The organism is Pseudomonas oryzihabitans (genome assembly GCF_001518815.1).
Taxonomy (GTDB): Bacteria; Pseudomonadota; Gammaproteobacteria; order Pseudomonadales; family Pseudomonadaceae; genus Chryseomonas; species Chryseomonas oryzihabitans_E.
Genome location: NZ_CP013987.1, coordinates 475,001 through 500,252 on the forward strand (window position 1 = coordinate 475,001; position 25,252 = coordinate 500,252).

A 25,252-nucleotide genomic window follows, 5' to 3' on the forward strand; every position below is an offset into this window, starting at 1 on the left:
TGGCTCCACCATCTCCACCTAACCGCTAACGCAATTGCTTGAAAAGCTCAGACATGAGCGTTTGATGCACCATCCGGTGTAGCCCAAACTCTGATGTCTGGTCTTTGATCAGAACTGTTCTTTAAAAAATTGGGAAAGTGATAGAAGTAGACTGCATTAACTGTTTTCACTGGCAGTTAGTGTCGTCAAGGTAAAATCTTGCGAACTCAAGCGCAAGTTTTCGGCGAAATGTCGTCTTCACTCATCTAACGCCCTGCAGATCGGTAGCGTCCTTGTGACGCCGGCGAGATTGCTTGGGGTTATATGGTCAAGTGAAGAAGCGCATACGGTGGATGCCTTGGCAGTCAGAGGCGATGAAAGACGTGATAGCCTGCGATAAGCTTCGGTGAGGTGGCAAATGACCTGTGACCCGGAGATCTCTGAATGGGGAAACCCACCTAGCATAAGCTAGGTATCTTAACCTGAATCCATAGGGTTAAGAGGCGAACCAGGGGAACTGAAACATCTAAGTACCCTGAGGAAAAGAAATCAACCGAGATTCCCTTAGTAGTGGCGAGCGAACGGGGACCAGCCCTTAAGTTGATTTGAGAGTAGCGGAACGCTCTGGAAAGTGCGGCCATAGTGGGTGATAGCCCTGTACGCGAAACGCTCTTATCAATGAAATCGAGTAGGACGGGGCACGAGAAACCCTGTCTGAATATGGGGGGACCATCCTCCAAGGCTAAATACTCCTGACTGACCGATAGTGAACCAGTACCGTGAGGGAAAGGCGAAAAGAACCCCGGAGAGGGGAGTGAAATAGAACCTGAAACCGTATGCGTACAAGCAGTGGGAGCCCACTTTGTTGGGTGACTGCGTACCTTTTGTATAATGGGTCAGCGACTTATTTTCAGTGGCGAGCTTAACCGAATAGGGGAGGCGTAGCGAAAGCGAGTCTTAATAGGGCGTCTAGTCGCTGGGAATAGACCCGAAACCGGGCGATCTATCCATGAGCAGGTTGAAGGTTAGGTAACACTGACTGGAGGACCGAACCCACTTCCGTTGAAAAGGCAGGGGATGACTTGTGGATCGGAGTGAAAGGCTAATCAAGCTCGGAGATAGCTGGTTCTCCTCGAAAGCTATTTAGGTAGCGCCTCATGTATCACTCTGGGGGGTAGAGCACTGTTTCGGCTAGGGGGTCATCCCGACTTACCAAACCGATGCAAACTCCGAATACCCAGAAGTGCCGAGCATGGGAGACACACGGCGGGTGCTAACGTCCGTCGTGAAAAGGGAAACAACCCAGACCGTCAGCTAAGGTCCCAAAGTCCTGGTTAAGTGGTAAACGATGTGGGAAGGCTTAGACAGCTAGGAGGTTGGCTTAGAAGCAGCCACCCTTTAAAGAAAGCGTAATAGCTCACTAGTCGAGTCGGCCTGCGCGGAAGATGTAACGGGGCTCAAACCAGGCACCGAAGCTACGGGTATCACCTCTGGTGATGCGGTAGAGGAGCGTTCTGTAAGCCTGTGAAGGTGAGTTGAGAAGCTTGCTGGAGGTATCAGAAGTGCGAATGCTGACATGAGTAACGACAATGCGAGTGAAAAACTCGCACGCCGAAAGACCAAGGGTTCCTGCGCAACGTTAATCGACGCAGGGTGAGTCGGTCCCTAAGGCGAGGCTGAAAGGCGTAGTCGATGGGAAACGGGTTAATATTCCCGTACTTCTAGTTACTGCGATGGGGGGACGGAGAAGGCTAGGCCAGCTTGGCGATGGTTGTCCAAGTTTAAGGTGGTAGGCTGACTGTTTAGGTAAATCCGGACAGTTAAGGCCGAGAACTGATGACGATCCTTCTTTTAGAAGGAGAAGTGGTTGATGCCATGCTTCCAGGAAAAGCCTCTAAGCTTCAGGTAACTAGGAACCGTACCCCAAACCGACACAGGTGGTCGGGTAGAGAATACCAAGGCGCTTGAGAGAACTCGGGTGAAGGAACTAGGCAAAATGGCACCGTAACTTCGGGAGAAGGTGCGCCGGTGAGGGTGAAGGGTTTACCCCGTAAGCTCATGCCGGTCGAAGATACCAGGCCGCTGCGACTGTTTATTAAAAACACAGCACTCTGCAAACACGAAAGTGGACGTATAGGGTGTGACGCCTGCCCGGTGCCGGAAGGTTAATTGATGGGGTTAGCGCAAGCGAAGCTCTTGATCGAAGCCCCGGTAAACGGCGGCCGTAACTATAACGGTCCTAAGGTAGCGAAATTCCTTGTCGGGTAAGTTCCGACCTGCACGAATGGCGTAACGATGGCGGCGCTGTCTCCACCCGAGACTCAGTGAAATTGAAATCGCTGTGAAGATGCAGTGTATCCGCGGCTAGACGGAAAGACCCCGTGAACCTTTACTGTAGCTTTGCACTGGACTTTGAGCTTGCTTGTGTAGGATAGGTGGGAGGCTTTGAAGCGTGGACGCCAGTCTGCGTGGAGCCATCCTTGAAATACCACCCTGGCAATCTTGAGGTTCTAACTCTGGTCCGTTATCCGGATCGAGGACAGTGTATGGTGGGCAGTTTGACTGGGGCGGTCTCCTCCTAAAGAGTAACGGAGGAGTACGAAGGTGCGCTCAGACCGGTCGGAAATCGGTCGTAGAGTATAAAGGCAAAAGCGCGCTTGACTGCGAGACAGACACGTCGAGCAGGTACGAAAGTAGGTCTTAGTGATCCGGTGGTTCTGTATGGAAGGGCCATCGCTCAACGGATAAAAGGTACTCCGGGGATAACAGGCTGATACCGCCCAAGAGTTCATATCGACGGCGGTGTTTGGCACCTCGATGTCGGCTCATCACATCCTGGGGCTGAAGCCGGTCCCAAGGGTATGGCTGTTCGCCATTTAAAGTGGTACGCGAGCTGGGTTTAGAACGTCGTGAGACAGTTCGGTCCCTATCTGCCGTGGACGTTTGAGATTTGAGAGGGGCTGCTCCTAGTACGAGAGGACCGGAGTGGACGAACCTCTGGTGTTCCGGTTGTCACGCCAGTGGCATCGCCGGGTAGCTATGTTCGGAAGAGATAACCGCTGAAAGCATCTAAGCGGGAAACTTGCCTCAAGATGAGATCTCACTGGAGCCTTGAGCTTCCTAAAGGGCCGTCGAAGACTACGACGTTGATAGGTCGGGTGTGTAAGCGCTGTGAGGCGTTGAGCTAACCGATACTAATTGCCCGTGAGGCTTGACCATATAACACCCAAACAATCTGACCGCAGGTCAGAGCGTGAGGAAGACGACGCCGAAAACAGGCGCGTGGGTTCGCAAGACCCAAGACGAATTGTCTACTTCAATCACAGACCCAATTGGGCCAGCCAGGCAGCCCCATCGCCTGGCCAGCCAACCGAATTGCTTGACGAACATAGAGCATTGGAACCACCTGATCCCTTCCCGAACTCAGAAGTGAAACGATGCATCGCCGATGGTAGTGTGGGGTTTCCCCATGTGAGAGTAGGTCATCGTCAAGCGCCTAACACCCAGCACCCCCGCTCAGATCACTCTGGCGGGGGTGTTGTCTTTGGGGCGGGAAAAGTTTTGGCGGGGTGCCAAGGGACTTGGGCGGAAGGGCCTGCAGGCGGAAGCTGGAAGGCCGGTAAGCCAGAAAGCCATGCGGTTGAGGCTTTCCTCACCCTAACCCTCTCCCAGGGGGAGAGGGGGCTAGAGCGGTGTTGGGAGTATGGCTTGCCAGCTAGATGCTTCTGGAAGCCAAAAGTGCAAAGGCCCCAGACAGCCCGGCTACGCCGGGCTGTTGTGTTTGAAGATGAAGAGATGCACGCGGCAAGAGACGGTCGTAGGTTGGCGCTGAGCACAGCGAAGCCCAACAGGCGAACGCTGGGTGTGCGCAGTGAGCTTTGGAAAGGAAGCCTGTGCCGAGCAGCGGGGTGAGGCCTGGATGTTGGGCTTCGCTTCGCTCAACCCAACCTACGAGAGCAACAAAAAGCCCGGCTTGTGCCGGGCTTTTTGCGTTCTGGTCGATACTCGGGACTACTCCCGATCACGCTCCAGCAAGGGCTTGAGGAAGTGGCCGGTATAGGACTTCTTGTTGGCCGCAACCTCCTCGGGTGTACCCGTAGCGATGATCTGGCCACCCTTGGAGCCACCTTCCGGTCCAAGGTCCACCAACCAATCGGCGGTCTTGATGACGTCCAGATTGTGCTCGATCACCACCACGGTATTACCGTGATCCCGCAGTCGATGCAGCACGTCCAGCAGTTGCTGGATATCAGCGAAGTGCAGGCCGGTAGTGGGTTCATCCAGGATATAGAGCGTTTTGCCGGTATCCCGCTTGGACAGCTCCCGCGCCAGCTTCACACGTTGGGCCTCACCGCCTGACAAGGTCGTAGCGCTCTGGCCCAGGCGGATATAGGACAGGCCCACATCCATAAGCGTTTGCAGCTTGCGCGCCAACGCCGGGATGGATTCGAAGAAGGCATGGGCTTCTTCGATGGTCATGTCCAGGACCTCGGTGATGGTCTTGCCCTTGTACTTCACTTCCAAGGTCTCGCGGTTGTATCTCTTGCCCTTGCAGACATCACAGGCGACGTAGACGTCAGGCAGGAAGTGCATCTCCACCTTGATGACTCCGTCACCCTGGCAGGCCTCGCAGCGACCGCCCTTGACGTTGAAGGAGAAGCGCCCCGGAGTGTAGCCACGGGAACGGGATTCCGGGACGCCGGAGAACAGCTCGCGGATGGGAGTGAAAAGGCCGGTGTAGGTCGCCGGGTTGGAGCGCGGTGTCCGGCCGATGGGGCTCTGGTCGATGTCCACCACCTTGTCCAGGTGCTGCATGCCATCGAAGCTGTCGTGAGCTGCAACTTCCAAGGTCGTTGCGCCATTGAGCGCCGTGGCGGTCAGCGGGAACAGGGTGTTATTGATCAGGGTCGATTTGCCTGAGCCGGATACTCCGGTCACACAGGTCAGCAGGCCTACCGGAATCTCCAGATTCACGTTCTGCAGGTTGTTGCCTCGAGCGCCTTTGAGCTTCAGCAGCTTTTTCTTGTCACGCGCCGTGCGCTTGGCAGGCACGACGATCTTCTTGCGACCCGATAGGTACTGACCCGTCACCGAGTCAGGATGCTTCATGACTTGGTCAGGCGTGCCTTCCGCGATGATCTGGCCGCCGTGTATGCCAGCACCGGGGCCGATATCGATGACATAGTCCGCCAGGCGAATGGCATCCTCGTCGTGCTCGACAACGATGACGGTATTGCCTAGGTCGCGCAGGTGGGTCAGGGTGCCCAGCAAGCGCTCGTTGTCGCGCTGGTGCAGTCCGATGGAGGGCTCGTCGAGGATGTACATGACGCCCACCAGGCCTGCCCCGATCTGACTGGCCAGGCGGATACGCTGGGCTTCGCCACCGGACAGGGTGTCCGCACTGCGATCCAGCGTCAGGTAGTCCAGGCCAACATTGACCAGAAACTGCAGACGCTCGCGGATCTCCTTGAGGATCTTGTCGGCGATCTGTTGCCGCTGACCCTTGAGGCTGAGGTCCTGAAAGTATTGGGTGGCATCGCCTACCGGCAGGCGGGTGACCGCTGGCAGGGTCTTGTCGCCAACCCAGACATGCCGGGCTTCGCGCCGCAGACGAGTCCCGTTGCAGTCGGGGCAGTGCTGAGTGCTTAGATACTTGGCCAGCTCTTCACGCACGCTCTGGGATTCGGTCTCGCGGTAACGCCGTTCCAGGTTCGGCAGGATGCCTTCGAACGGATGGGCACGCTTGACGATGTCGCCGCGATCATTGAGGTAGCGGAAGTTGACGCTCTCGCGCCCGGAGCCGCTGAGTACCGCCTTGCGATGCCTGTCGTCCAGGCTCTTGAAAGGTTCGTCCAGGCTGAAGCCATAGTGGCTCGCCAGCGAGCCGAGCATCTGGAAGTAGTAGACATTGCGTCTGTCCCAGCCACGAATGGCGCCCTCGCTGAGGCTCATCTCCTCGTTGACCACGCGGCGGGCATCGAAGAATTGCTTCACGCCCAGGCCGTCGCAGGTAGGGCAGGCACCGGCGGGGTTGTTGAAGGAAAACAGCTTGGGCTCCAGCTCGCCGATGGAGAAGCCGCAGATCGGGCAAGCGAAGCGTGCAGAGAAGACGATCTCTTCGCCGGTCTCCCCCTCCATGGGCGCGATGATGGCGATGTCGTCAGCCAGCTTCAAGGCGGTCTCGAAGGATTCCGCCAGGCGCTGCTGCAGGTCTTCACGCACCTTGAAGCGATCCACCACCACCTCGATGGTGTGCTTTTTCTGCTTGTCGAGCTTGGGCAGCTCGTCCATCTCGTGCAGACGGCCGTTGACGCGCACGCGCACGAAGCCCTGGGCGCGCAACTCCTCGAATACGGACAGGTGCTCGCCCTTACGCTCGCGCACGATGGGGGCGAGCAGCATCAGTCGCTGACCCTCCGGCATGGCCAGTACCTGGTCGACCATCTGGCTGACGGTCTGGGCTTCCAGGGGCACGTCATGCTCTGGGCAGCGCGGGGTGCCGACTCGGGCATAGAGCAGGCGCAGGTAGTCATAGATCTCGGTGATGGTACCCACGGTGGAGCGTGGGTTGTGCGAGGTGGACTTCTGCTCGATGGAAATCGCCGGAGACAGGCCTTCGATGGTATCCACATCGGGCTTTTCCATCATCGACAGGAATTGCCGGGCGTAAGCCGACAGGGATTCCACATAGCGGCGCTGGCCTTCGGCATAGAGGGTGTCGAAGGCCAGTGAGGATTTGCCGGAACCGGACAACCCAGTGATGACGATGAGCTTGTCCCGGGGAAGGGTAAGGTCGATGTTCTTCAGGTTATGGGTGCGGGCCCCACGGATGAGGATTTTATCCACGTAAACTTCTGCCTCGTTTTGGCGGCGCTTCAATAGGACTGGAGCCTCGTCCTGGGCTGCGGCTATCTGCCGCGCCTGTGAGAGAGGGGGCAAGGCTGGTAAAATTGCTGGCCCGATAGCGGTGATCGGGCGTTCGTGATCCTGGCGGTCGGGAACGTTCGGACGAGCGCTCGGCTATCTTCACCGCTTCCTCCCTAAATGGTCATTGTCACGACTGTTTTAAAGCTGTTTGGCGACGTAAAAGCCTGTCGCCGACGAGAGGATTATCAATGCTCGACAAGCGTAGTGAAGCCATGAACGGCGTCGAACGCCGTGCCGCCCTGGGGCTGGCCCTGGTCTTCGCCTTTCGTATGCTCGGTATGTTCATGGTGCTTCCGGTCCTGGCGACCTATGGTCAGGAGTTGGCGGATGCGACTCCCGCACTTATTGGTCTTGCCATAGGTGCCTATGGTTTGACCCAGGCAGTACTGCAAATTCCCCTGGGCACCCTGTCTGATCGAATCGGTCGGCGACCCATCATCATAGGTGGACTGCTGGTGTTCGCAGTTGGTGCCGCCATTGCCGCCAATGCCCATTCCATCTGGGGTGTCATCGCCGGTCGTATCGTGCAGGGTGGCGGCGCCATTTCCGCGGCCATCATGGCGCTGCTGTCGGACCTGACCCGCGAACAGCACCGGACCAAGGCCATGGCCACCATCGGTATGAGCATCGGTGTGTCCTTTGCCGTGGCGATGGTCACTGGGCCGCTGCTGACGCGAGCCTATGGGCTTGCTGGCCTGTTCTGGGCCACCTGTGGGCTGGCGCTGATTGGTCTGCTCCTTGTGCTGTTTCTGGTGCCACGCCATGCCTCGCCCTTCTCCCATCGGGAGTCGAACCTGGCCCGGCAGGCGTTGGGCGCCACTCTGCGCAATCGGGATCTGCTGCGGTTGGACTTTGGGATCCTGTCACTGCACGCCGTACTGATGGCCAGTTTCGTCGTCCTGCCGCTGGCACTGGCCGACCATGCCGGTCTACCCAAGGAAGAGCACTGGTGGGTCTACCTCACGGCGCTGGTAGTCGGCTTCTTCGCTATGGTCCCTTTCATCATCTATGGTGAAAAGAAGCGGCGCATGAAGCGCGTGCTGGTGGGTGCCATCAGCGTGCTGGTGCTGTGCGAGCTGTACTTCTTTTTCTTCAGCGGCAGCCTGGTGGCCCTGGTCATTGGCATCGTGGTGTTCTTCACCGCCTTCAATTTGCTGGAGGCCTCGCTGCCGTCGCTGGTGAGCAAAGTGGCGCCAGCCGGTGGCAAGGGCACCGCCATGGGGATCTATTCCACCAGTCAGTTCCTTGGTTCCGCATTGGGCGGTATCCTCGGTGGCTGGCTGTTCCAGCATGGTGGTCTGTCCACCGTCTTCCTGGGTTGTGCAGCGCTTTGCCTGGGATGGGCGGTGATAGCTGGTACGATGCGGGAACCGCCCTATGTCACCAGTCTGCGTTTGCCGGTTGCGCCTGAGCTAGTCAACGACCAAGGATTGGTCGGACGCCTGTTGGCCCTGGCTGGAGTGACCGACGCGGTAGTGGTGGCGGAAGAACAAGCCGTCTACATCAAGATCGATACTAAAATCGTCGATCGAGCGCAATTGGAGCGACTGGTAAGCCAAACGCCAGTCGCCGCTTGATCGACAGCCTCACCAGGAGATTCATATGGCCCGTGGCGTCAACAAAGTCATCCTCGTCGGCAACGCCGGCGCCGATCCCGAAACCCGTTACATGCCCAATGGCAACGCGGTGACCAATGTCACCCTCGCCACCAGTGAGAGCTGGAAGGACAAGCAGACCGGCCAACAGCAGGATCGCACCGAGTGGCACCGCGTGGTGTTCTTCGGTCGCCTTGCCGAGATCGCCGGCGAGTACATCCGCAAGGGCTCCCAGGTCTATGTCGAGGGCTCCCTGCGCACTCGCAAGTGGCAGGGGCAGGACGGTCAGGATCGCTATACCACTGAAATCGTGGTCGACATCAATGGCAACATGCAGTTGCTGGGTGGCCGCGGTGGCAATGCCGGTGGTAACGACGAATACAACCAGAGCGCACCTGCGCCCCAGCAGCAGCGTGCTCCCCGTCCGCAGCAGTCGGCACCGCAGTACGACAATGGTGGTAATGGCGGCAACGGCAACAGCCGTCCCCAGCAGCAGCCCAAGCCGCAACAGCAGCCGGCTCAGCAGGACTACGACAGCTTCGATGACGACATTCCCTTCTAAGGGACTCGTCGATCGGGCAAAGAAAAAGGGCAGCCAGTGGCTGCCCTTTCTTTTTGGTGGAGGCGGGGGGATTTGAACCCCCGTCCGCCAGCTCTCCGCTATCGGTTCTACATGCTTAGCCCTGTCTACTGAGTTAACCCATTGCGGCCCGACGGGCAGGGTGCTTTGGGCGAGCTGTATAAGTTTTAGCCGTTACGTCTACAGCGAACTTGGCGGCGATCCTGTTCTATCTGACAGTCGTTTCGGGTTTACAGGCATCCCCTAGCGACTGCTAGCCGCGTTAAGCAGCTAGAGCGTAGTTGTCGTCGTTGGCAACTATAAGTTTGCAGCAGCGAATTTACGAGTTCTGCTACCAGCTCGGCATGCCCCTCAAGTTTCGTTACCGGCGTCGAATCCTAATCGCCCCCAAAACTTGCTGGTCGTTCACTATAGGAATTCCAGCCGTCCTACGCAAGTCATTGTCGACGAAACGTTTTTCGACCGCTCTATCACTTGGCGTCCTTGCGGATGGCGCGCTGGATCTCGCGATCGGAATCGCGCTCGCGCTCGGTGGCGCGCTTGTCGAATTCCTTCTTGCCCTTGGCCAGGGCGATTTCGCATTTGACCAGGTGCTTTTTCCAGTAGAGCGACAGGGCGACACAGGCGTAACCCTTCTGTTGCACGGCGCCAAACAGCTTGCCCAACTCACGCTTGTTCAGCAGCAGCTTGCGGGTCCGGGTCGGATCGGCGATGACATGGGTGCTGGCCGTCTGCAGCGGGGTGATGTGGCTGCCGAGCAGCCAGGCTTCGCCGTCCTTGAGCAGGACATAGCTATCAGTCAGCTGCGCCTTGCCGGCTCTCAGGCTCTTGACCTCCCAACCTGCGAGAGAAACACCCGCTTCGAAACGGGTGTCGACGAAGTATTCGTGTAGCGCTTTTTTGTTTTGCGCGATGCTGCCGGGGGAGACTTTCTTTTGCTTGGCCATGATTCCAGGGTACAGCGAGTCGGGGGAAATGTCGCCACGCGCTTGAGCGGGTATGAGCAAACACGGACAATACCGCGGTTCTGGGCCGCGGCAGGCTGGTGCGGGAGTAAATTGCGTGCGCCGCCCTCAAATTCAAGGTCCGACACCGAATTCGCTATTCTACGAGGTTCCGATGAGCACGCACATCCAACGTTCAGCGTTGCTGCCCTATCCAGCTTCAGCGCTCTATGCGCTCGTTAATGACGTGGACCGTTATCCGGAGTTCCTGCCGTGGTGCTCGTCCGCCCAGATCCTTGAGCAGGACGAAGGCCTGATGCGCGCCGGTCTCACTGTGGCCAAGGGTGGCCTCAGCCAGCAGTTCACGACCCGCAATACCCTGGTGCCGGACGAGTCCATCACCATGGATCTGGAGAAGGGGCCCTTCAAGCAGCTGCATGGCGTCTGGTCATTCAAGGCATTGGGCGACAAGGCCTGCAAGATCTCGCTGGATCTTTCCTTCGAATACGACAGCGCCATCGTGCGCGCGACCTTGGGGCCGCTGTTCAATCAGGCGGCCAATACCATGGTGGATGCCTTCTGCCAGCGTGCGCGAGCCCTCTATGGCTGAGCGCCTGCCCATCGAAGTGGCGCTGGCGCTACCGGAACGGCAGTGGCTAGTGAGTGTGCAGCTGGAGGAGGGTGCCACGGTCGAGCAGGCGGTGCTGTCTTCGGGGCTGCTTGAGAAATTGCAGCCCGACCAGCGCGCGCAATGCCAAGTCGGCATCTTTGGCAAGCGGGTCATCAACCCGTCTGAGCGAAGGCTGGAAAAAGGAGATCGGGTGGAGATCTATCGCCCGCTGCTTGCCGATCCCAAGGAGAGTCGCAAGCGGCGCGCAGAAAAGGCCAGGTCGAAGACCGGCCTCTAGTCGGGGATCACTGCCCTTCGGTGCGAATGCGCTCGGGCGTAGGGACATCGGCCGGACGAGCACTGTCGATCTCTTTCTGGATGCTGTCTTCGGTCGAGCCGGGGATCGCGGGCGTTTCCGGCGCTGCCGCAGGGGCAGTAGGCTGCACTGGCGCAGTGGAGTCCACTGTGGTGCCGCTATCAGTGCCCATGATCCGTTGTTCGCGACTGGTGCCCGGCATGAAGTCACCGGCCAGGCCGCTCAACTGATTGTCGCCATTGAACACCAAGCTGACACGTTCCTGCTTACGCTGGCCACCGGCGGCCTGCAGGCTGTACAGATAGTCCCAGCGATTGGGATGGAAGGTGTCCTGGATCAGCGGCGAACCCATGATAAACCGGACTTGTTGTCGGGTCATTCCGGGGCGCAACTGGTCTATCATGTCCTGGGTGACAACGTTGCCCTGTTGGATGTCGATCTTGTAAACCCCCGGCAGAGAGCAGCCGGCGAGCATGGCTAGGCCCATCAGAGAGAGCCCGGTCAGCGTTTGCTTGAGGTTTTGCATCGGTGGGAGACTTCCACTATCTTGCTGGGCAACGAAGCACCGATCATACCCGTATTCCCGAGGGCTGCGAAAGCACTCGGCACCGAGAAAGAGCATGGTAGAGAACAACGAACTCCGCAAAGCGGGTCTGAAAGTGACCCTGCCGCGCGTCAAGATATTGCAGATGCTGGACACCACCGAGCAGCGCCACATGAGCGCTGAAGACGTTTACAAGGCGCTGATGGAAGCAGGCGAGGACGTAGGGCTGGCAACGGTCTACCGGGTCCTCACCCAGTTCGAAGCGGCCGGCCTAGTGGTGCGTCATAATTTCGATGGCGGCCATGCCGTGTTCGAGCTGGCTGATACCGGTCATCATGATCACATGGTGGATGTGGATACCGGCGAAGTCATCGAGTTCACCGATGCGTCGATCGAAAAGCGTCAGCGCGAGATCGTTGAAGAGCACGGTTTTGAGCTGGTCGATCACAACCTAGTGCTGTACATCCGTCAGCGCAAGTGAAGATCCAGACATGAAAAAGGCGACCCGGAGTCGCCTTTTTCATGTCTGGTGCTGTGGACGGCTAGCGGCTGACCACCAGCTTGCGGGCGTGGGCGAGGGATTCGCGGGTGAGGTCGACGCCGCCGAGCATGCGCGCCACCTCCTCCACGCGCCGCGCCCGGTCCAGCTTGGCGACCGCAGTGCGCGTCTCGTCGGTGCCGCGCTCCTTGTGCACGAACAGATGCTGGTGACCCTGGGCTGCAACCTGGGGGAGGTGGGTAACCGTCAGCACCTGGCCACGCTCACCCAGTTGCCGCAGCAGTTGGCCGACCACCTCGGCCGTCGGGCCGCCGATACCGACGTCCACCTCGTCGAATACCAGGGTCGGGGTGCGCGAGGTCTGGGCGGTAATGACCTGGATGGCCAGGCTGATACGTGACAGCTCACCACCCGAGGCGACCTTGGCCAGTGGGCGCAGGGGTTGGCCCGGGTTGGCGCTGACGCGAAATTCGACGCCCTCGTTGCCCAGTGGCTGGGGTTCACCGGTACTGCCCGGCGTTAGCGTGATACTGAAGCGGCCGCCCGGCATGCCCAGGCGCTGCATTTCCGTCTCGACCGCTGCTGCGAGCTCTGGCGCGCGCTGCTCGCGCAGGCGACTCAGTTCGCCAGCCTTCTCCTGGTAGTGGCGCTCGAAGGCGGCCAATTCTTCTTGCAAGCGCTCCAGCGCGACATCGTCGGCGTCCAGGGATTGCAGCTCATTGCGCAGCTGGTCGTGCAGTTCCAGCAGGGCTTCGGGCTGCACCCGATGCTTGCGGGCAAGGCTGTAGACGCTGTCGAGACGCTCCTGCACGGCCTGTTGGCGCTCCGGATCGGCTTCGAAATGATCGACGAAGCGATTCAATTCATTCATCGCCTCCTCGATCTGGATCTGGGCGGAGGCGAGCAGGTTGCTGGCTTCCTGGATCTGCGCAGGCGGGCGGTCGAAGGCAGTCAGGCGTGCCACGCTGGCATTGAGCGCTGACTGGGCGTTGCCCTGCTCGTTCTCGGTACAGAGGTCCATGGCCTGGCGGCAGGCCAGCAGGATGTGCTCGGCGCTCGCCAGGTCGCTCTGCTCCTGTTCCAGTGCCTGCAGCTCTCCCTCGGCCAGGGCGAGATTGTCGAGTTCTTCCAGCTGATAACTGAGTAACTGGTGGCGAGCGCGCTGTTCGTCACCGTTGCGGGTAAGACGCTCCAGGGTCTGGCGCACCTGGCGCCAGCGCTGGGCGGCGAGCTGGACCTGGCGAACCAGTTCTCCCGCGCCCGCGTATTCGTCCAGCAGGCGGCGATGAGTGTCGAGACCGAGCAGCGACTGGTGTTCGTGCTGGTTGTGGATGTCGATCAGCAGGCCGCCCAGGGTCTTGAGGTCGGCCAGTGGGCAGGGCGAGCCATTGATATAGCCGCGCGAGCGTCCTTCGCGGGTGATGACGCGGCGCAGCAGGCAGGGGCCGTCCTGCTCCAGGTCTCGCTCGGCGAGCCACTGGCGCGCCTCGGGGATGTCGGTGGTGTCGAAGCTGGCCAGAACATCGGCCTTGTCTGCACCAGGCCTGACCGCATCGCTGTCGGCGCGGTCGCCAAGGGTGAGGCCGAGGGCGTCGAGCATGATGGACTTGCCGGCGCCGGTTTCGCCGGTGATCACGGTCATGCCGCGCTCGAGGTCGAGGTCGAGGTGTTCGACGATGGCGTAGTTGCGGACGGACAGATGCACCAGCATGCGACGATCTCCGGAGGCGGTTTTCTGGTTGTTTATACAGTGCCTCTCGGGCACTGGCAATCCATACAGCTCTTGAAGCGCCGGCCGGCGGCCCCATATAGGCGCCATCGATCAAGGCGTCGTCCATTAGAGGGCGCGCCCACCGGCATTATCACAGGAGGACTCCATGGCCGACGAACAGAACTCCCAGACTCCCGAGCACGAAGCAGCCGCTCAGGGCGACGTCCAGCACGAGGATCTCGCTGCCCGCGTTGCCACGCTCGAAGAGCAACTCGCCGCTGCCCAGGATCAATCGCTGCGCAGCGTCGCCGACCTGCAGAACGTGCGTCGTCGCGCTGAGCAGGATGTGGAGAAGGCGCACAAGTTCGCGCTGGAAAAATTTGCTGGCGATCTGTTGCCGGTACTCGACAGCCTGGAGCGTGGCCTGGAGCTGTCCAATGCCGCGGACGAAGCCTTGAGGCCCATGCGCGAAGGCATGGAGCTGACCCTGAAGATGCTGCAGGACACGCTCAAGCGCTATCAGGTCGAGGCCGTCGATCCCCACGGCGCGCCTTTCAATCCGGAACACCACCAGGCCATGGCCATGGAAGAGAGCGCCACCGCCGAGCCGGGCAGCGTGCTCAAGGTGTTTCAAAAGGGCTATCTGCTCAATGGTCGCCTGCTGCGGCCGGCGATGGTGGTCGTGAGCAAGGCCCCTGCCGCACAGCAGCCGAGCATCGACGAAAAGGCTTGAAATTCTTTCGCTCGGCCCCATCTGGTAGGCAAGCGAACATCAAAGGCCCCCTGAGCGGGCCGCGCGGAATCTGAGATTTCTGGAGAAGACTACATGGGCAAGATTATCGGTATCGACCTGGGGACCACCAACTCCTGCGTCGCGATCCTCGAAAACGGCAACGTCAAGGTACTGGAAAACGCCGAAGGCACCCGTACCACGCCGTCCATCATCGCCTACACCAACGATGGCGAGACCCTGGTTGGCCAGCCGGCCAAGCGCCAGGCGGTGACCAATCCGCAGAACACCCTCTATGCGGTCAAGCGACTGATCGGCCGGCGTTACGAAGAAAACGTCGTGCAGAAAGACATCCAGATGGTCCCTTACAAGATCGTTAAGGCAGACAACGGTGATGCCTGGGTCGAAGCCAAGGGCCAGAAGATGGCGCCGCCGCAGATCTCTGCCGAAGTCCTGAAAAAGATGAAGAAGACCGCCGAGGACTACCTGGGCGAGACCGTCACCGAAGCGGTCATCACCGTGCCGGCCTACTTCAACGACAGCCAGCGCCAGGCCACCAAGGATGCTGGCCGGATCGCCGGTCTGGACGTCAAGCGCATCATCAACGAGCCCACCGCGGCAGCCCTGGCCTATGGCCTGGACAAGGCCAAGGGCGACCACACCGTGATCGTCTATGACCTGGGCGGCGGTACCTTCGATATCTCGGTCATCGAGATCGCTGAGGTCGACGGTGAGCATCAGTTCGAGGTGCTGGCCACCAATGGCGACACCTTCCTGGGTGGTGAAGACTTCGACATCCGCCTGATCGACTACCTCGTCGAAGAATTCAAGAAAGAAAGCGGCATGAACCTCAAGGGCGATCCGCTGGCCATGCAGCGCCTGAAGGAAGCTGCCGAGAAGGCCAAGATCGAACTGTCTTCGGCTACCCAGACCGACGTCAACCTGCCGTACATCACTGCCGATGCCAGCGGTCCCAAGCACCTGAACGTCAAGGTCTCCCGCGCCAAGCTGGAGTCCCTGGTGGAAGAGCTGGTCGAGCGCACCATCGAGCCGTGCCGTACTGCCTTGAAGGATTCCGGCCTGGACGTCTCCGACATCCACGAGGTCATCCTGGTGGGCGGTCAGACCCGCATGCCGCTGGTGCAGAAGCGCGTTGCCGATTTCTTCGGCAAGGAAGCGCGCAAGGACGTCAACCCGGACGAAGCCGTCGCCATCGGTGCCGCCATCCAGGGCGCCGTGCTGGCCGGTGACGTCAAGGACGTGCTGCTGCTGGACGTTACCCCGTTGACCCTGGGCATCGAGACCATGGGTGGCGTGATGACCGCGCTGATCGAGAAGAACACCACCATCCCGACCAAGAAGTCGCAGGTGTTCTCCACTGCCGACGACAACCAGGGCGCCGTGACCATCCACGTGCTGCAGGGCGAGCGCAAGCAGGCCGCGCAGAACAAGTCGCTGGGCAAGTTCGACCTGGCCGAGATCCCGCCGGCGCCGCGTGGCGTGCCGCAGATCGAGGTGACCTTCGACATCGACGCCAACGGTATCCTCAACGTGTCCGCCAAGGACAAGGCCACCGGCAAGCAGCAGTCCATCGTCATCAAGGCATCCTCCGGTCTGTCCGAGGACGAGATTCAGCAGATGGTGCGTGACGCCGAGGCGAATGCCGACGAGGATCGCAAGTTCGAAGAGCTGGCCGCGGCTCGCAACCAGGGTGATGCCCTGGTGCACGGCACTCGCAAGATGCTGACCGAGGCGGGCGACAAGGCCACGGCCGAAGAGAAGAGCACCATCGAGAAGGCCATTGGCGAACTGGAAGTCGCCGTGCGCGGTGACGACAAGGACGCCATCGAAGCCAAGATGAATGCTCTGTCCCAGGCCTCCGCGCCGCTGGCCCAGAAGCTCTACTCCGAGCAGGGCGCTGCGGCAGGTGCCGAAGGCGCCTCGGCCAAGGCGGACGGTGATGCCAAGAAGCCCGGTGACGACGTGGTCGACGCCGAGTTCGAGGAAGTGAAGGACAACAAGTAAGCCCCGTGCTTACCGCACCTGACGGGCTTCGGCCCGTCGGATCCGCCACGCGGGAGCCTGCTCCCGCGTTGGCGTGTCTGGAGGGTGAGAAAATTTAAGGTGCAGAAAGTCTATGGCCAAACGTGATTACTATGAGGTGCTCGGGGTCGAGCGCGGCGCCAGCGAAGCCGAGCTCAAGAAAGCCTACCGACGCCTGGCGATGAAATACCACCCGGATCGCAATCCGGGGGACGCAGCTGCCGAAGAGCAATTCAAGGAGGCCGCGGAGGCCTACGAAGTGCTGTCCGATGCGGGCAAGCGCTCGGCCTACGACCAGTACGGCCATGCTGGCGTCGATCCGAGCATGGGCGGCGGCGGTTTCGGCGGCGCCGCAGGGGGCGCGAACTTCTCCGACATCTTCGGCGACGTCTTCAGCGACTTCTTCGGCGGGCGCGGTGGTGCCGGTGGCCGCGGCGGTCCGCAGCGCGGTGCCGATCTGCGCTATACCCTGGATCTGGACCTCGAAGAGGCAGTGCGCGGGACCACGGTCACCATTCGCGTGCCCACCCTGGTCGAGTGCAAGGTGTGCGACGGCAATGGCGCCAAGCCAGGTACCTCGGCGTCCACCTGCCCCACCTGTGGCGGCATTGGCCAGGTGCGGATGCAGCAAGGTTTCTTCTCGGTGCAGCAAACCTGCCCGCGCTGCCACGGCAGCGGCAAGATCATTCCCGAGCCCTGCACGGCCTGTCATGGCCAGGGTCGCGTGGAAGAGCAGAAGACCCTGTCGGTCAAGGTGCCGGCGGGCGTCGACACGGGCGACCGCATCCGTCTGACCGGCGAAGGCGAAGCCGGGACCCTGGGTGGCCCCAGTGGCGACCTCTACGTGGTGGTCAATGTGCGCGAGCACTCGATCTTCCAGCGTGACGGCAAGCATCTCTATTGCGAGGTGCCGATTAACTTCACCGACGCCGCTCTGGGTGGTGAACTGGAAGTGCCGACCCTGGATGGCCGCGTCAAGCTGAAGATCCCCGAAGGCACTCAGACCGGCAAGATGTTCCGCCTGCGCGGCAAGGGCGTGACGCCCGTGCGTGGCGGTGGCGCTGGCGATCTAATGTGCAAGGTGGTGGTGGAGACCCCGGTCAACCTGAGCCGGCGTCAGCGCGAGCTGCTCGAGGAATTCCGCAACACCCTGCAGAGCGACAGCTCCCATTCGCCTCGGGCCAGCGGCTGGTTCGACGGGATGAAGCGCTTCTTCGACGACCTCTAAACCGGCAGGGGCGCCGTCGCGAGGCGGCGCCCAGCCAGCAACCTGGAGCTGATGATGCGACGTATAGCTGTAATGGGCGCCGCGGGGCGCATGGGCAAGACCTTGATCGAAGCGGTCCAGCAGACCCAGGGCGCTGCCGGCCTGACTGCTGCGGTGGATCGTCCCGAGAGCAGTCTGGTGGGTGCCGATGCCGGCGAACTCGCCGGCATCGGCCGTAACGGAGTGATGCTGTCAGGTGACCTGGCGCGGGTGCTGGATGACTTCGATGTCGTCATCGACTTCACCCATCCCAATGTGACCCTGCAGAATCTGGCGCTCTGCCGCAAGGCCAGAAAGGCCATGGTGATCGGCACCACCGGCTTTACCGCCGAGCAGAAGCTGACCCTGTTGGAAGCGAGCAAGGAAATTCCCATCGTCTTCGCCGCCAATTTCAGCGTCGGCGTCAATCTCTGCCTCAAGCTGCTGGACACCGCTGCCCGGGTACTGGGTGACGAGGTCGATATCGAAATCATTGAAGCGCACCACCGGCACAAGGTGGATGCGCCCTCGGGTACCGCCCTGCGCATGGGCGAGGTCGTGGCCCAGGCGCTGGGGCGTGAGCTGGAAGAGGTCGCCGTCTATGGCCGGGAAGGCCAGACCGGTGCGCGGGATCGCCAGACCATCGGCTTCGCTACCGTGCGTGCCGGGGACGTGGTGGGCGATCACACGGTATTGTTCGCCAGCGAAGGCGAGCGGGTCGAGATCACCCACAAGGCGTCCAGTCGCATGACCTTCGCCAAGGGCGCGGTGCGTGCGGCCCTGTGGCTGAAGGACAAACAGCCAGCGCTATATGACATGCAGGACGTACTGGAGTTGCGCTGATCAGCTCGCAGGGGTGCAAGCCGTGATCAATTCGTGTACAATGCAGCTTTAGTGTATCCACTAAAAGCTAGCGCAGAATGAAATCACAACATTAAAACGGGATGACTCTTCGAGATGTCATCCCGTTTTTTTGCACCCTGCGTTTGCCCGCCAAGGCTTGATTTTCGGAGGTCTTCTTGACTAAGCCAGCCATACTCGCACTTGCCGATGGCAGCATCTTTCGCGGTGAATCCATCGGTGCCGACGGCCACACGGTCGGCGAAGTGGTGTTCAACACCGCCATGACCGGCTACCAGGAAATCCTGACCGATCCTTCCTATGCGAAGCAGATCGTCACCCTGACCTATCCGCACATCGGCAATACCGGCACCACGCCGCAGGATGGCGAGGCCGCTCAGGTCTGGGCTGCCGGGCTGATCATCCGCGACCTGCCGCTGCTGGCCAGCAACTGGCGTAACAAGCAGTCGCTGCCCGACTATCTCAGGGAAAATGGCACCATCGCCATTGCCGGGATCGACACCCGTCGACTGACCCGCATTCTCCGCGAGAAGGGCGCTCAGGATGGCTGCATCCTGACCGGCGAAGGCGCCACCGAAGAGCGTGCCCTGGAATTGGCTCGTGCCTTCCCTGGCCTCAAGGGCATGGACCTGGCCAAGGAAGTCAGCGTCAAGGAACGCTACGAGTGGCGCTCCAGCGTCTGGTCGCTGGAAACCGACAGTCACGCCGAGATCCCCGCCGAGCAGCTGCCCTACCATGTGGTGGCCTTCGACTATGGCGTCAAGCTGAACATCCTGCGCATGCTGGTGGCCCGCGGCTGCCGCATCACCGTGCTGCCGGCCCAGACCCCGGCCAGCGAAGCCCTGGCGCTGCAGCCTGACGGCATCTTCCTGGCCAACGGCCCGGGCGATCCCGAGCCCTGCGACTACGCCATCAAGGCGATCCAGGATGTCCTGGAGACCGAGATTCCGGTATTCGGCATCTGCCTGGGCCATCAGCTGCTGGCCCTGGCCTCCGGCGCCAAGACGGTGAAGATGCCCAGCGGTCACCACGGTGCCAACCATCCGGTGCAGGATCTCGACAGCGGCGTGGTAATGATCACCAGCCAGAACCACGGTTTTGCCGTGGACGAGGCCAGCCTGCCAGCCAATGTGCGTGCTACCCACAAGTCGCTGTTCGACGGCACCCTGCAGGGTATCGAGCGTACCGACAAGGTTGCTTTCAGCTTCCAGGGTCACCCCGAGGCGAGCCCTGGCCCGCACGACGTGGCGCCGCTGTTCGACAAGTTCATCCAGGCCATGGCCGCGCGCCGCTAAGGTTAGAGGAGGGTAGAGCCCATGCTGGCGAATCTGGGTGTCATCGACTTCTGGACCTATGTGGTCGGGACCCTGTTCGTCATCCTGTTGCCCGGCCCCAACTCGTTCTTCGTGCTCGCCACCAGCGCCCAGCGCGGCATCCGCAGCGGTTACCAGGCGGCCTCCGCCGTGTTCCTTGGTGACGCCGTGCTGATGCTGCTCTCGGCTCTGGGCGTCGCCTCGCTGCTCAAGGCCGAGCCGCTGTTCTTCCAGGTCCTCAAGTATCTGGGCGCGGCCTACCTGTTCTACCTCGGCTGGGGCATGTTGCGCGGCGGACTCAAGTCCTGGCGCAGCCCGGCCCAGGGCCAGGCCGAGGCGACCCTGCGCGAAGACGTCCATCAGCCGTTCCGCAAGGCGCTGCTGCTGAGCCTGTCGAATCCGAAGGCGATCCTGTTCTTCGTCTCCTTCTTCATCCAGTTCGTGGACCCCGGTTACGCCCATCCGGCGCTGTCCTTCCTGGTGCTGGGCGCGGTACTGGAAGCGATCAGCTTCTGCTACCTGTCGTTCCTGATTTTCTGCGGCGTTCGCCTGGCGGCCTGGTTCCGTCAGCGGCGTCGCCTCAGCGCAGGCGCCACCGGCGGCGTCGGCGCCCTGTTCGTTGGTTTCGGTGTGAAGTTGGCCACCGCGACCCTGACCTGATTACCTGCATTCGAGAAGCCCATGCCTAAGCGTACAGACATCAAGAGCATCCTGATCCTCGGAGCCGGCCCCATCGTCATCGGCCAGGCCTGCGAGTTCGACTATTCCGGCGCCCAGGCCTGCAAGGCCCTGCGCGAGGAAGGCTTCCGCGTCATCCTGGTGAACTCCAACCCGGCCACCATCATGACCGACCCCTCCATGGCCGATGCCACCTACATCGAGCCGATCAAGTGGGCGACGGTGGCCAAGATCATCGAGAAGGAGCGTCCCGACGCTCTGCTGCCGACCATGGGTGGCCAGACCGCGCTGAACTGCGCCCTGGACCTGGAGCGTCACGGCGTGCTGGAGAAATTCGGCGTCGAGATGATCGGTGCCAACGCCGACACCATCGACAAGGCCGAGGATCGCTCGCGCTTCGACAAGGCCATGAAGGACATCGGCCTGGCCTGCCCGGTCTCGGGTATCGCCCACAGCATGGAAGAAGCCTACGGCGTGCTGGAGAAGGTCGGTTTCCCCTGCATCATCCGTCCGTCCTTCACCATGGGCGGCACCGGCGGCGGCATCGCCTACAACCGTGAAGAGTTCGAGGAGATCTGCAACCGTGGTCTGGACCTGTCGCCGACCAACGAGCTGCTGATCGACGAATCCCTGATCGGCTGGAAGGAATACGAGATGGAGGTGGTCCGCGACAAGAAGGACAACTGCATCATCGTCTGCTCCATCGAGAACTTCGATCCCATGGGCGTGCACACCGGTGACTCCATCACCGTGGCTCCGGCGCAGACCCTGACCGACAAGGAATACCAGATCATGCGCAACGCCTCCCTGGCGGTGCTGCGCGAGATCGGCGTCGAGACCGGCGGCTCCAACGTCCAGTTCGGCATCTGCCCGAACACCGGGCGCATGGTGGTGATCGAGATGAACCCGCGGGTGTCCCGCTCCTCGGCGCTGGCCTCCAAGGCCACCGGCTTCCCCATCGCCAAGATCGCTGCCAAGCTGGCGGTGGGCTACACCCTGGACGAGCTGCAGAACGACATTACCGGCGGGCGTACGCCGGCGTCCTTCGAGCCGGCCATCGACTACGTGGTCACCAAGATTCCGCGCTTTGCCTTCGAGAAATTCCCCAAGGCCGACGCCCGCTTGACCACTCAGATGAAATCCGTGGGCGAAGTCATGTCCATCGGTCGTACCTTCCAGGAGTCCCTGCAGAAAGCCCTACGCGGCCTGGAAGTGGGCGTGGTCGGCTTCGATCCCAAGCTGGATCCGGCCGATCCCGAGGCCGACAGCACCCTCAAGCGTGAGCTGACCGTGCCGGGCGCCGATCGTATCTGGTACATCGGCGATGCCTTCCGTCAGGGCTACAGCCTGGACAAGGTCTTCGAGCTGACTCGTATCGATCCCTGGTTCCTGGTGCAGATCGAAGACCTGATCAAGGACGAGGAGCGCATCAAGACCCTGGGTCTGGCCGATCTCGACTACGACCTGATGCGCAAGCTCAAGCGCAAGGGCTTCTCCGACGCGCGCCTGGCCAAGCTGCTCGGCGTCACCGAGAAAAACCTGCGTGCCCATCGCCACAAGCTCAAGGTGCTGCCGGTATACAAGCGGGTGGACACCTGTGCTGCCGAATTCGCCACCGACACCGCCTACCTCTACTCCACTTACGAGGAAGAGTGCGAGGCCAAGCCCAGCGGTCGCGACAAGATCATGATCCTGGGCGGCGGTCCCAACCGCATCGGCCAGGGCATCGAGTTCGACTACTGCTGTGTGCACGCGGCCCTGGCCATGCGTGAAGACGGCTATGAAACCATCATGGTCAACTGCAACCCGGAAACCGTCTCCACTGATTACGATACCTCCGACCGCCTGTTCTTCGAGCCGGTGACCCTGGAGGACGTGCTGGAGATCGTGCGCGTCGAGCAGCCCAAGGGCGTCATCGTCCAATACGGCGGCCAGACTCCGCTCAAGCTCTGCCGGGCCCTGGAAGAGGCTGGCGTGCCCATCATCGGCACCAGCCCCGACGCCATCGACCGCGCCGAAGACCGCGAGCGCTTCCAGCAGATGGTACAGCGCCTGAATCTGCGCCAGCCGGCCAACGCTACCGCGCGCAGCGAAGACGAGGCCCTGGCCCTCTCCAAGAACATCGGTTATCCGATGGTGGTTCGCCCCTCCTATGTACTGGGCGGCCGGGCGATGGAAATCGTCTACCAGGAAGAAGAACTCAAGCGCTACATGCGCGAAGCGGTGAAGGTGTCCAACGACAGTCCGGTGCTGCTCGACCACTTCCTCAACTGCGCCATCGAGGTGGACGTGGATGCGGTGTGCGACGGCCAGACCGTGGTGATCGGCGCCATCATGCAGCACATCGAACAGGCCGGCGTGCACTCCGGTGACTCCGCCTGCTCGCTACCGCCGTATTCGCTGCCCAAGCACATCCAGGACGAGATCCGCGAGCAGGTCAAGAAGATGGCTCTGGAGCTCGGCGTGGTCGGTCTGATGAACGTGCAGATGGCCGTGCAGGGCGAGGACATCTACGTCATCGAGGTCAACCCGCGCGCCTCCCGTACCGTGCCCTTCGTCTCCAAGTGCATCGGCGAGTCCCTGGCCAAGGTGGCCGCCCGCGTCATGGCCGGCAAGACCCTGGCCGAGGTCGGCTTCACCCAGGAAATCATTCCGCCGTTCTTCAGCGTCAAGGAAGCGGTGTTCCCCTTCAACAAGTTCCCCGGCGTGGACCCCATCCTCGGCCCAGAAATGAAATCCACTGGCGAGGTGATGGGCGTGGGCGACAGCTTCGGCGAAGCCTTCGCCAAGGCCCAGCTGGGCGCTAACGAGATCCTGCCGAACTCCGGTTGCGCCTTCATCAGCGTACGGGACGACGACAAGCCCGAAGCCGTGCAGGTTGCTCGTGATCTGGTCGGCCTCGGCTTCGAAGTCGTCGCCACTGCAGGTACCGCGCGGGTGATCGAGGCGGCTGGTCTGCCGGTACGTCGCGTGAACAAGGTGACCGAGGGTCGCCCTCACGTGGTCGACATGATCAAGAACGACGAAGTCACCCTGATCATCAACACCACCGAAGGCCGGCAGTCCATTGCCGATTCCTATTCAATCCGCCGCAACGCGCTGCAGCACAAGCTCTGCTGCACCACTACCATTGCCGGCGGCCAGGCCATTTGCGAAGCTTTGAAATTCGGCGCCGAAAAGACCGTGCGCCGGCTGCAAGATCTGCATGCAGGAGTTAAGGCATGACCAAGTACCCCATGACCGTCCAGGGTGCTCGCGCCCTGGAAGACGAACTCAAACACCTCAAGACCGAGCTGCGTCCGCAGATCACCCAGGCCATCGCCGAAGCGCGTGAGCTGGGTGATCTCAAGGAGAACGCCGAATACCACGCTGCCCGCGAACAGCAGGGCATGGTAGAGGCGCGGATCCGCGATATCGAAGGCCGGTTGCAGAACGCCCAGGTGATCGACGTAGCTGCCCTGCCGCATACCGGCAAGGTCATCTTCGGTACCACCGTGGAGATCGCCAACACCGAGACCGACGAGACGGTGACCTACCAGATCGTCGGCGACGATGAGGCTGATATCAAGCAGAGCAAGCTGTCGGTGGGTTCGCCCATCGCCCGCGCGCTGATCGGCAAGGAAGAAGGGGACGTGGTGCTGGTGAAGACCCCGGGCGGCGATGTCGAATACGAAATTGTCGCCGTCCGTCACGTCTGATCACCGCGCCGGAGGCTGGCTCGCCAGGCTGCTCGCGGCAGCCTGGCAGCTGGCCCAGGTGTTCTGGGTCGGCCCGCTGGTCGCCCTGCACCTGTGCATCCCTGTGGCGCTTGCCCAAGCGGGCTGGGCGCCGCTGCTGATCCAGTCCGGGCGCGAGGAATTGCTGCGCATGATGCTCAGCGCTGCAGCCGGGGGGTCTTTACCCAGGTCGTGGTGCTGGTGTGGTGGGCCGGCTTCAGCGCGCTGTGGCGCGATCTGCGCGGTCAGCTGCTGCTGGCCAGTGCGCTAGCCGTGGTGCTGCAGAACGAACTGGCGCGCTTCTGGACCGGACCGACCGCCCTGGCCGGCTACCTGGTCCTGTTGCTTTGCGGTCTGATCCTGGTGCTGCAACCCGTTCCCGGGCGTGCGCCCGGGGCTCAGGCGGTATAGCGCACCACGTTGGACAGGTTGCGATTCTGTTCGCGGGCCTTGCGATAGATCAGGGCCATCTTGCCAATCACCTGCACCAGCTCGGCCTTGCTCGACGCGCACAGTTCGTCGATCAGGGCCCGGCGGTCTTCGCGTTCGGTGACGGCCAGCTTGATCTTGATCAGTTCATGGTCGTTCAGGGCGCGTTCGAGTTCACCCAATACGCCTTCGCTCAGGCCGTTCTCGCTGATGGTGACCACCGGCTTGAGTTGATGACCGATCGCCTTGAACCGCTTTTTATGCTCGTTGTTGAGCGCCATAATTCACCCCAGATAAAAGCCGAGCAGTTTATCCCAGCTGTCCGGTGCCGCCCAGCGATACAAGAAAACTTACCGTGGCCTGCGCTCAGTCCAGCGTGCATGGGCTCAGGGAACACGTGGGCAACGCCTGCGTCAAGCAGGCTCGGAAGGGCGGCTGGTCAATCGCCGGAAAACTTGTGCCATCCCTTGCGAGAGACTGCCGGATGTGGCATTGCCAGCCGTTGCTGGGCAGTGCCGGATCCGTCTGATT

The 25,252-nt window shown here is 61.1% G+C and carries 19 protein-coding genes, 1 tRNA gene, 2 rRNA genes and 1 other RNA gene (1 of these 23 only partly in view); 17 read left to right on the plus strand and 6 right to left on the minus strand.

Translation table 11 applies throughout. The features are described from left to right. The 3 genes from APT59_RS02185 to rrf all read left to right on the plus strand — a co-directional run. Positions 1 to 11 (plus strand) — tRNA-Ala (locus APT59_RS02185) (it extends 65 nt beyond the left edge of the window). A 294-nt stretch (positions 12 to 305) separates the two neighbouring features. After that, a 23S ribosomal RNA gene (locus tag APT59_RS02190) occupies positions 306 to 3,198 on the plus strand. 159 nt (positions 3,199 to 3,357) lie between these two features. Then, positions 3,358 to 3,473, plus strand: a 5S ribosomal RNA gene (rrf, locus tag APT59_RS02195). A 517-nt stretch (positions 3,474 to 3,990) separates the two neighbouring features. Here the strand turns inward: rrf and uvrA are convergent. Then, the gene (gene uvrA, locus APT59_RS02200) at positions 3,991 to 6,825 is read right to left on the minus strand and encodes an excinuclease ABC subunit UvrA (protein ID WP_059313352.1); all 2,835 of its coding nucleotides are present in this window, start codon (positions 6,823 to 6,825) and stop codon (positions 3,991 to 3,993) included. A gap of 269 nt (positions 6,826 to 7,094) precedes the next feature. On the opposite strand from uvrA, the gene APT59_RS02205 reads away from it, so the two are divergent. Next, the gene (locus tag APT59_RS02205; RefSeq protein ID WP_059313353.1) at positions 7,095 to 8,483 is read left to right on the plus strand and encodes an MFS transporter; all 1,389 of its coding nucleotides are present in this window, start codon (positions 7,095 to 7,097) and stop codon (positions 8,481 to 8,483) included. 25 nt (positions 8,484 to 8,508) lie between these two features. Then, entirely contained in the window at positions 8,509 to 9,063 is a 555-nt protein-coding gene (ssb, locus tag APT59_RS02210) for a single-stranded DNA-binding protein (RefSeq protein WP_059313354.1), read from the plus strand. A 54-nt stretch (positions 9,064 to 9,117) separates the two neighbouring features. On the opposite strand, the gene ssrA is transcribed toward ssb, so the two are convergent. Both ssrA and smpB read right to left on the minus strand, forming a co-directional pair. Next, positions 9,118 to 9,470: a transfer-messenger RNA gene (ssrA, locus tag APT59_RS02215) on the minus strand. Positions 9,471 to 9,551: 81 nt separating this feature from the next. Further along, a complete protein-coding gene (gene smpB / locus APT59_RS02220; RefSeq protein WP_007162671.1) occupies positions 9,552 to 10,028 on the minus strand; it encodes an SsrA-binding protein SmpB in 477 nt (158 codons plus the stop codon). A 172-nt stretch (positions 10,029 to 10,200) separates the two neighbouring features. Here smpB and APT59_RS02225 point away from each other — a divergent pair, with 172 nt between their 5' ends. Both APT59_RS02225 and APT59_RS02230 read left to right on the plus strand, forming a co-directional pair. Then, positions 10,201 to 10,635, plus strand: coding sequence for a type II toxin-antitoxin system RatA family toxin (locus APT59_RS02225; protein ID WP_017640639.1), 435 nt, complete (start codon positions 10,201 to 10,203; stop codon positions 10,633 to 10,635). Continuing rightward, positions 10,628 to 10,933, plus strand: coding sequence for an RnfH family protein (locus tag APT59_RS02230; RefSeq protein ID WP_059313355.1), 306 nt, complete (start codon positions 10,628 to 10,630; stop codon positions 10,931 to 10,933). Before APT59_RS02225 ends, APT59_RS02230 begins: the two co-directional genes overlap by 8 nt. A 7-nt stretch (positions 10,934 to 10,940) precedes the next feature. On the opposite strand, the gene APT59_RS02235 is transcribed toward APT59_RS02230, so the two are convergent. Continuing rightward, positions 10,941 to 11,477, minus strand: coding sequence for an outer membrane protein assembly factor BamE (locus APT59_RS02235; RefSeq protein WP_059313356.1), 537 nt, complete (start codon positions 11,475 to 11,477; stop codon positions 10,941 to 10,943). Between the two features lie 94 nt (positions 11,478 to 11,571). Here APT59_RS02235 and fur point away from each other — a divergent pair, with 94 nt between their 5' ends. Continuing rightward, entirely contained in the window at positions 11,572 to 11,976 is a 405-nt protein-coding gene (gene fur, locus APT59_RS02240) for a ferric iron uptake transcriptional regulator (protein ID WP_007162667.1), read from the plus strand. A gap of 61 nt (positions 11,977 to 12,037) precedes the next feature. Here the strand turns inward: fur and recN are convergent, their stop codons facing one another. After that, positions 12,038 to 13,705: a DNA repair protein RecN gene (gene recN, locus APT59_RS02245; protein ID WP_059313357.1), complete on the minus strand. Its 1,668-nt coding sequence runs from the start codon at positions 13,703 to 13,705 to the stop codon at positions 12,038 to 12,040. Between the two features lie 166 nt (positions 13,706 to 13,871). On the opposite strand from recN, the gene grpE reads away from it, so the two are divergent. The 9 genes from grpE (at position 13,872) to APT59_RS22650 (ending at position 24,703) form a co-directional block, all read left to right on the plus strand. Next, the gene (grpE, locus tag APT59_RS02250) at positions 13,872 to 14,438 is read left to right on the plus strand and encodes a nucleotide exchange factor GrpE (protein WP_059313358.1); all 567 of its coding nucleotides are present in this window, start codon (positions 13,872 to 13,874) and stop codon (positions 14,436 to 14,438) included. Between the two features lie 93 nt (positions 14,439 to 14,531). Beyond that, the gene (gene dnaK, locus APT59_RS02255; protein ID WP_059313359.1) at positions 14,532 to 16,460 is read left to right on the plus strand and encodes a molecular chaperone DnaK; all 1,929 of its coding nucleotides are present in this window, start codon (positions 14,532 to 14,534) and stop codon (positions 16,458 to 16,460) included. Between the two features lie 112 nt (positions 16,461 to 16,572). Next, a complete protein-coding gene (dnaJ, locus tag APT59_RS02260) occupies positions 16,573 to 17,706 on the plus strand; it encodes a molecular chaperone DnaJ (protein ID WP_059313360.1) in 1,134 nt (377 codons plus the stop codon). 54 nt (positions 17,707 to 17,760) lie between these two features. After that, positions 17,761 to 18,567 carry a 4-hydroxy-tetrahydrodipicolinate reductase gene (dapB, locus tag APT59_RS02265; protein WP_059313361.1) on the plus strand — a complete coding sequence of 269 codons (807 nt, stop codon included), beginning with the start codon at positions 17,761 to 17,763 and terminating at the stop codon, positions 18,565 to 18,567. A 176-nt stretch (positions 18,568 to 18,743) separates the two neighbouring features. Further along, entirely contained in the window at positions 18,744 to 19,880 is a 1,137-nt protein-coding gene (gene carA, locus APT59_RS02270) for a glutamine-hydrolyzing carbamoyl-phosphate synthase small subunit (protein ID WP_059313362.1), read from the plus strand. A gap of 21 nt (positions 19,881 to 19,901) precedes the next feature. Further along, entirely contained in the window at positions 19,902 to 20,558 is a 657-nt protein-coding gene (gene leuE, locus APT59_RS02275; protein ID WP_059313363.1) for a leucine efflux protein LeuE, read from the plus strand. A gap of 21 nt (positions 20,559 to 20,579) precedes the next feature. After that, on the plus strand, positions 20,580 to 23,801 hold the full coding sequence (gene carB, locus APT59_RS02280; RefSeq protein WP_059313364.1) for a carbamoyl-phosphate synthase large subunit: 3,222 nt from the start codon (positions 20,580 to 20,582) through the stop codon (positions 23,799 to 23,801). After that, entirely contained in the window at positions 23,798 to 24,274 is a 477-nt protein-coding gene (gene greA / locus APT59_RS02285) for a transcription elongation factor GreA (RefSeq protein ID WP_059313365.1), read from the plus strand. The genes carB and greA overlap by 4 nt, the downstream gene beginning before the upstream one ends. Before the next feature lie 219 nt (positions 24,275 to 24,493). After that, positions 24,494 to 24,703, plus strand: coding sequence for a hypothetical protein (locus APT59_RS22650; protein ID WP_237140562.1), 210 nt, complete (start codon positions 24,494 to 24,496; stop codon positions 24,701 to 24,703). Here APT59_RS22650 and yhbY read toward each other — a convergent pair. Then, positions 24,691 to 25,002, minus strand: a complete 312-nt coding sequence (gene yhbY, locus APT59_RS02295) for a ribosome assembly RNA-binding protein YhbY (protein WP_059313366.1) — start codon at positions 25,000 to 25,002, stop codon at positions 24,691 to 24,693. The two genes, APT59_RS22650 and yhbY, sit on opposite strands and share 13 nt — an antisense overlap. Positions 25,003 to 25,252: the final 250 nt, after the last annotated feature.

Bases quoted from the DNA above. Each gene is read 5' to 3' on its own strand.
- ssb (WP_059313354.1), top strand. From the start codon at position 8,509: ATGGCCCGTGGCGTCAACAAAGTCATCCTCGTCGGCAACGCCGGCGCC.
- yhbY (WP_059313366.1), bottom strand. From the start codon at position 25,002: ATGGCGCTCAACAACGAGCATAAAAAGCGGTTCAAGGCGATCGGTCAT.
- APT59_RS02230 (WP_059313355.1), top strand. From the start codon at position 10,628: ATGGCTGAGCGCCTGCCCATCGAAGTGGCGCTGGCGCTACCGGAACGG.
- fur (WP_007162667.1), top strand. From the start codon at position 11,572: ATGGTAGAGAACAACGAACTCCGCAAAGCGGGTCTGAAAGTGACCCTG.
- APT59_RS02235 (WP_059313356.1), bottom strand. From the start codon at position 11,477: ATGCAAAACCTCAAGCAAACGCTGACCGGGCTCTCTCTGATGGGCCTA.
- dnaK (WP_059313359.1), top strand. From the start codon at position 14,532: ATGGGCAAGATTATCGGTATCGACCTGGGGACCACCAACTCCTGCGTC.
- dnaJ (WP_059313360.1), top strand. From the start codon at position 16,573: ATGGCCAAACGTGATTACTATGAGGTGCTCGGGGTCGAGCGCGGCGCC.
- leuE (WP_059313363.1), top strand. From the start codon at position 19,902: ATGCTGGCGAATCTGGGTGTCATCGACTTCTGGACCTATGTGGTCGGG.
- carB (WP_059313364.1), top strand. From the start codon at position 20,580: ATGCCTAAGCGTACAGACATCAAGAGCATCCTGATCCTCGGAGCCGGC.
- APT59_RS02225 (WP_017640639.1), top strand. From the start codon at position 10,201: ATGAGCACGCACATCCAACGTTCAGCGTTGCTGCCCTATCCAGCTTCA.
- grpE (WP_059313358.1), top strand. From the start codon at position 13,872: ATGGCCGACGAACAGAACTCCCAGACTCCCGAGCACGAAGCAGCCGCT.
- recN (WP_059313357.1), bottom strand. From the start codon at position 13,705: ATGCTGGTGCATCTGTCCGTCCGCAACTACGCCATCGTCGAACACCTC.
- smpB (WP_007162671.1), bottom strand. From the start codon at position 10,028: ATGGCCAAGCAAAAGAAAGTCTCCCCCGGCAGCATCGCGCAAAACAAA.
- APT59_RS02205 (WP_059313353.1), top strand. From the start codon at position 7,095: ATGCTCGACAAGCGTAGTGAAGCCATGAACGGCGTCGAACGCCGTGCC.
- greA (WP_059313365.1), top strand. From the start codon at position 23,798: ATGACCAAGTACCCCATGACCGTCCAGGGTGCTCGCGCCCTGGAAGAC.
- dapB (WP_059313361.1), top strand. From the start codon at position 17,761: ATGCGACGTATAGCTGTAATGGGCGCCGCGGGGCGCATGGGCAAGACC.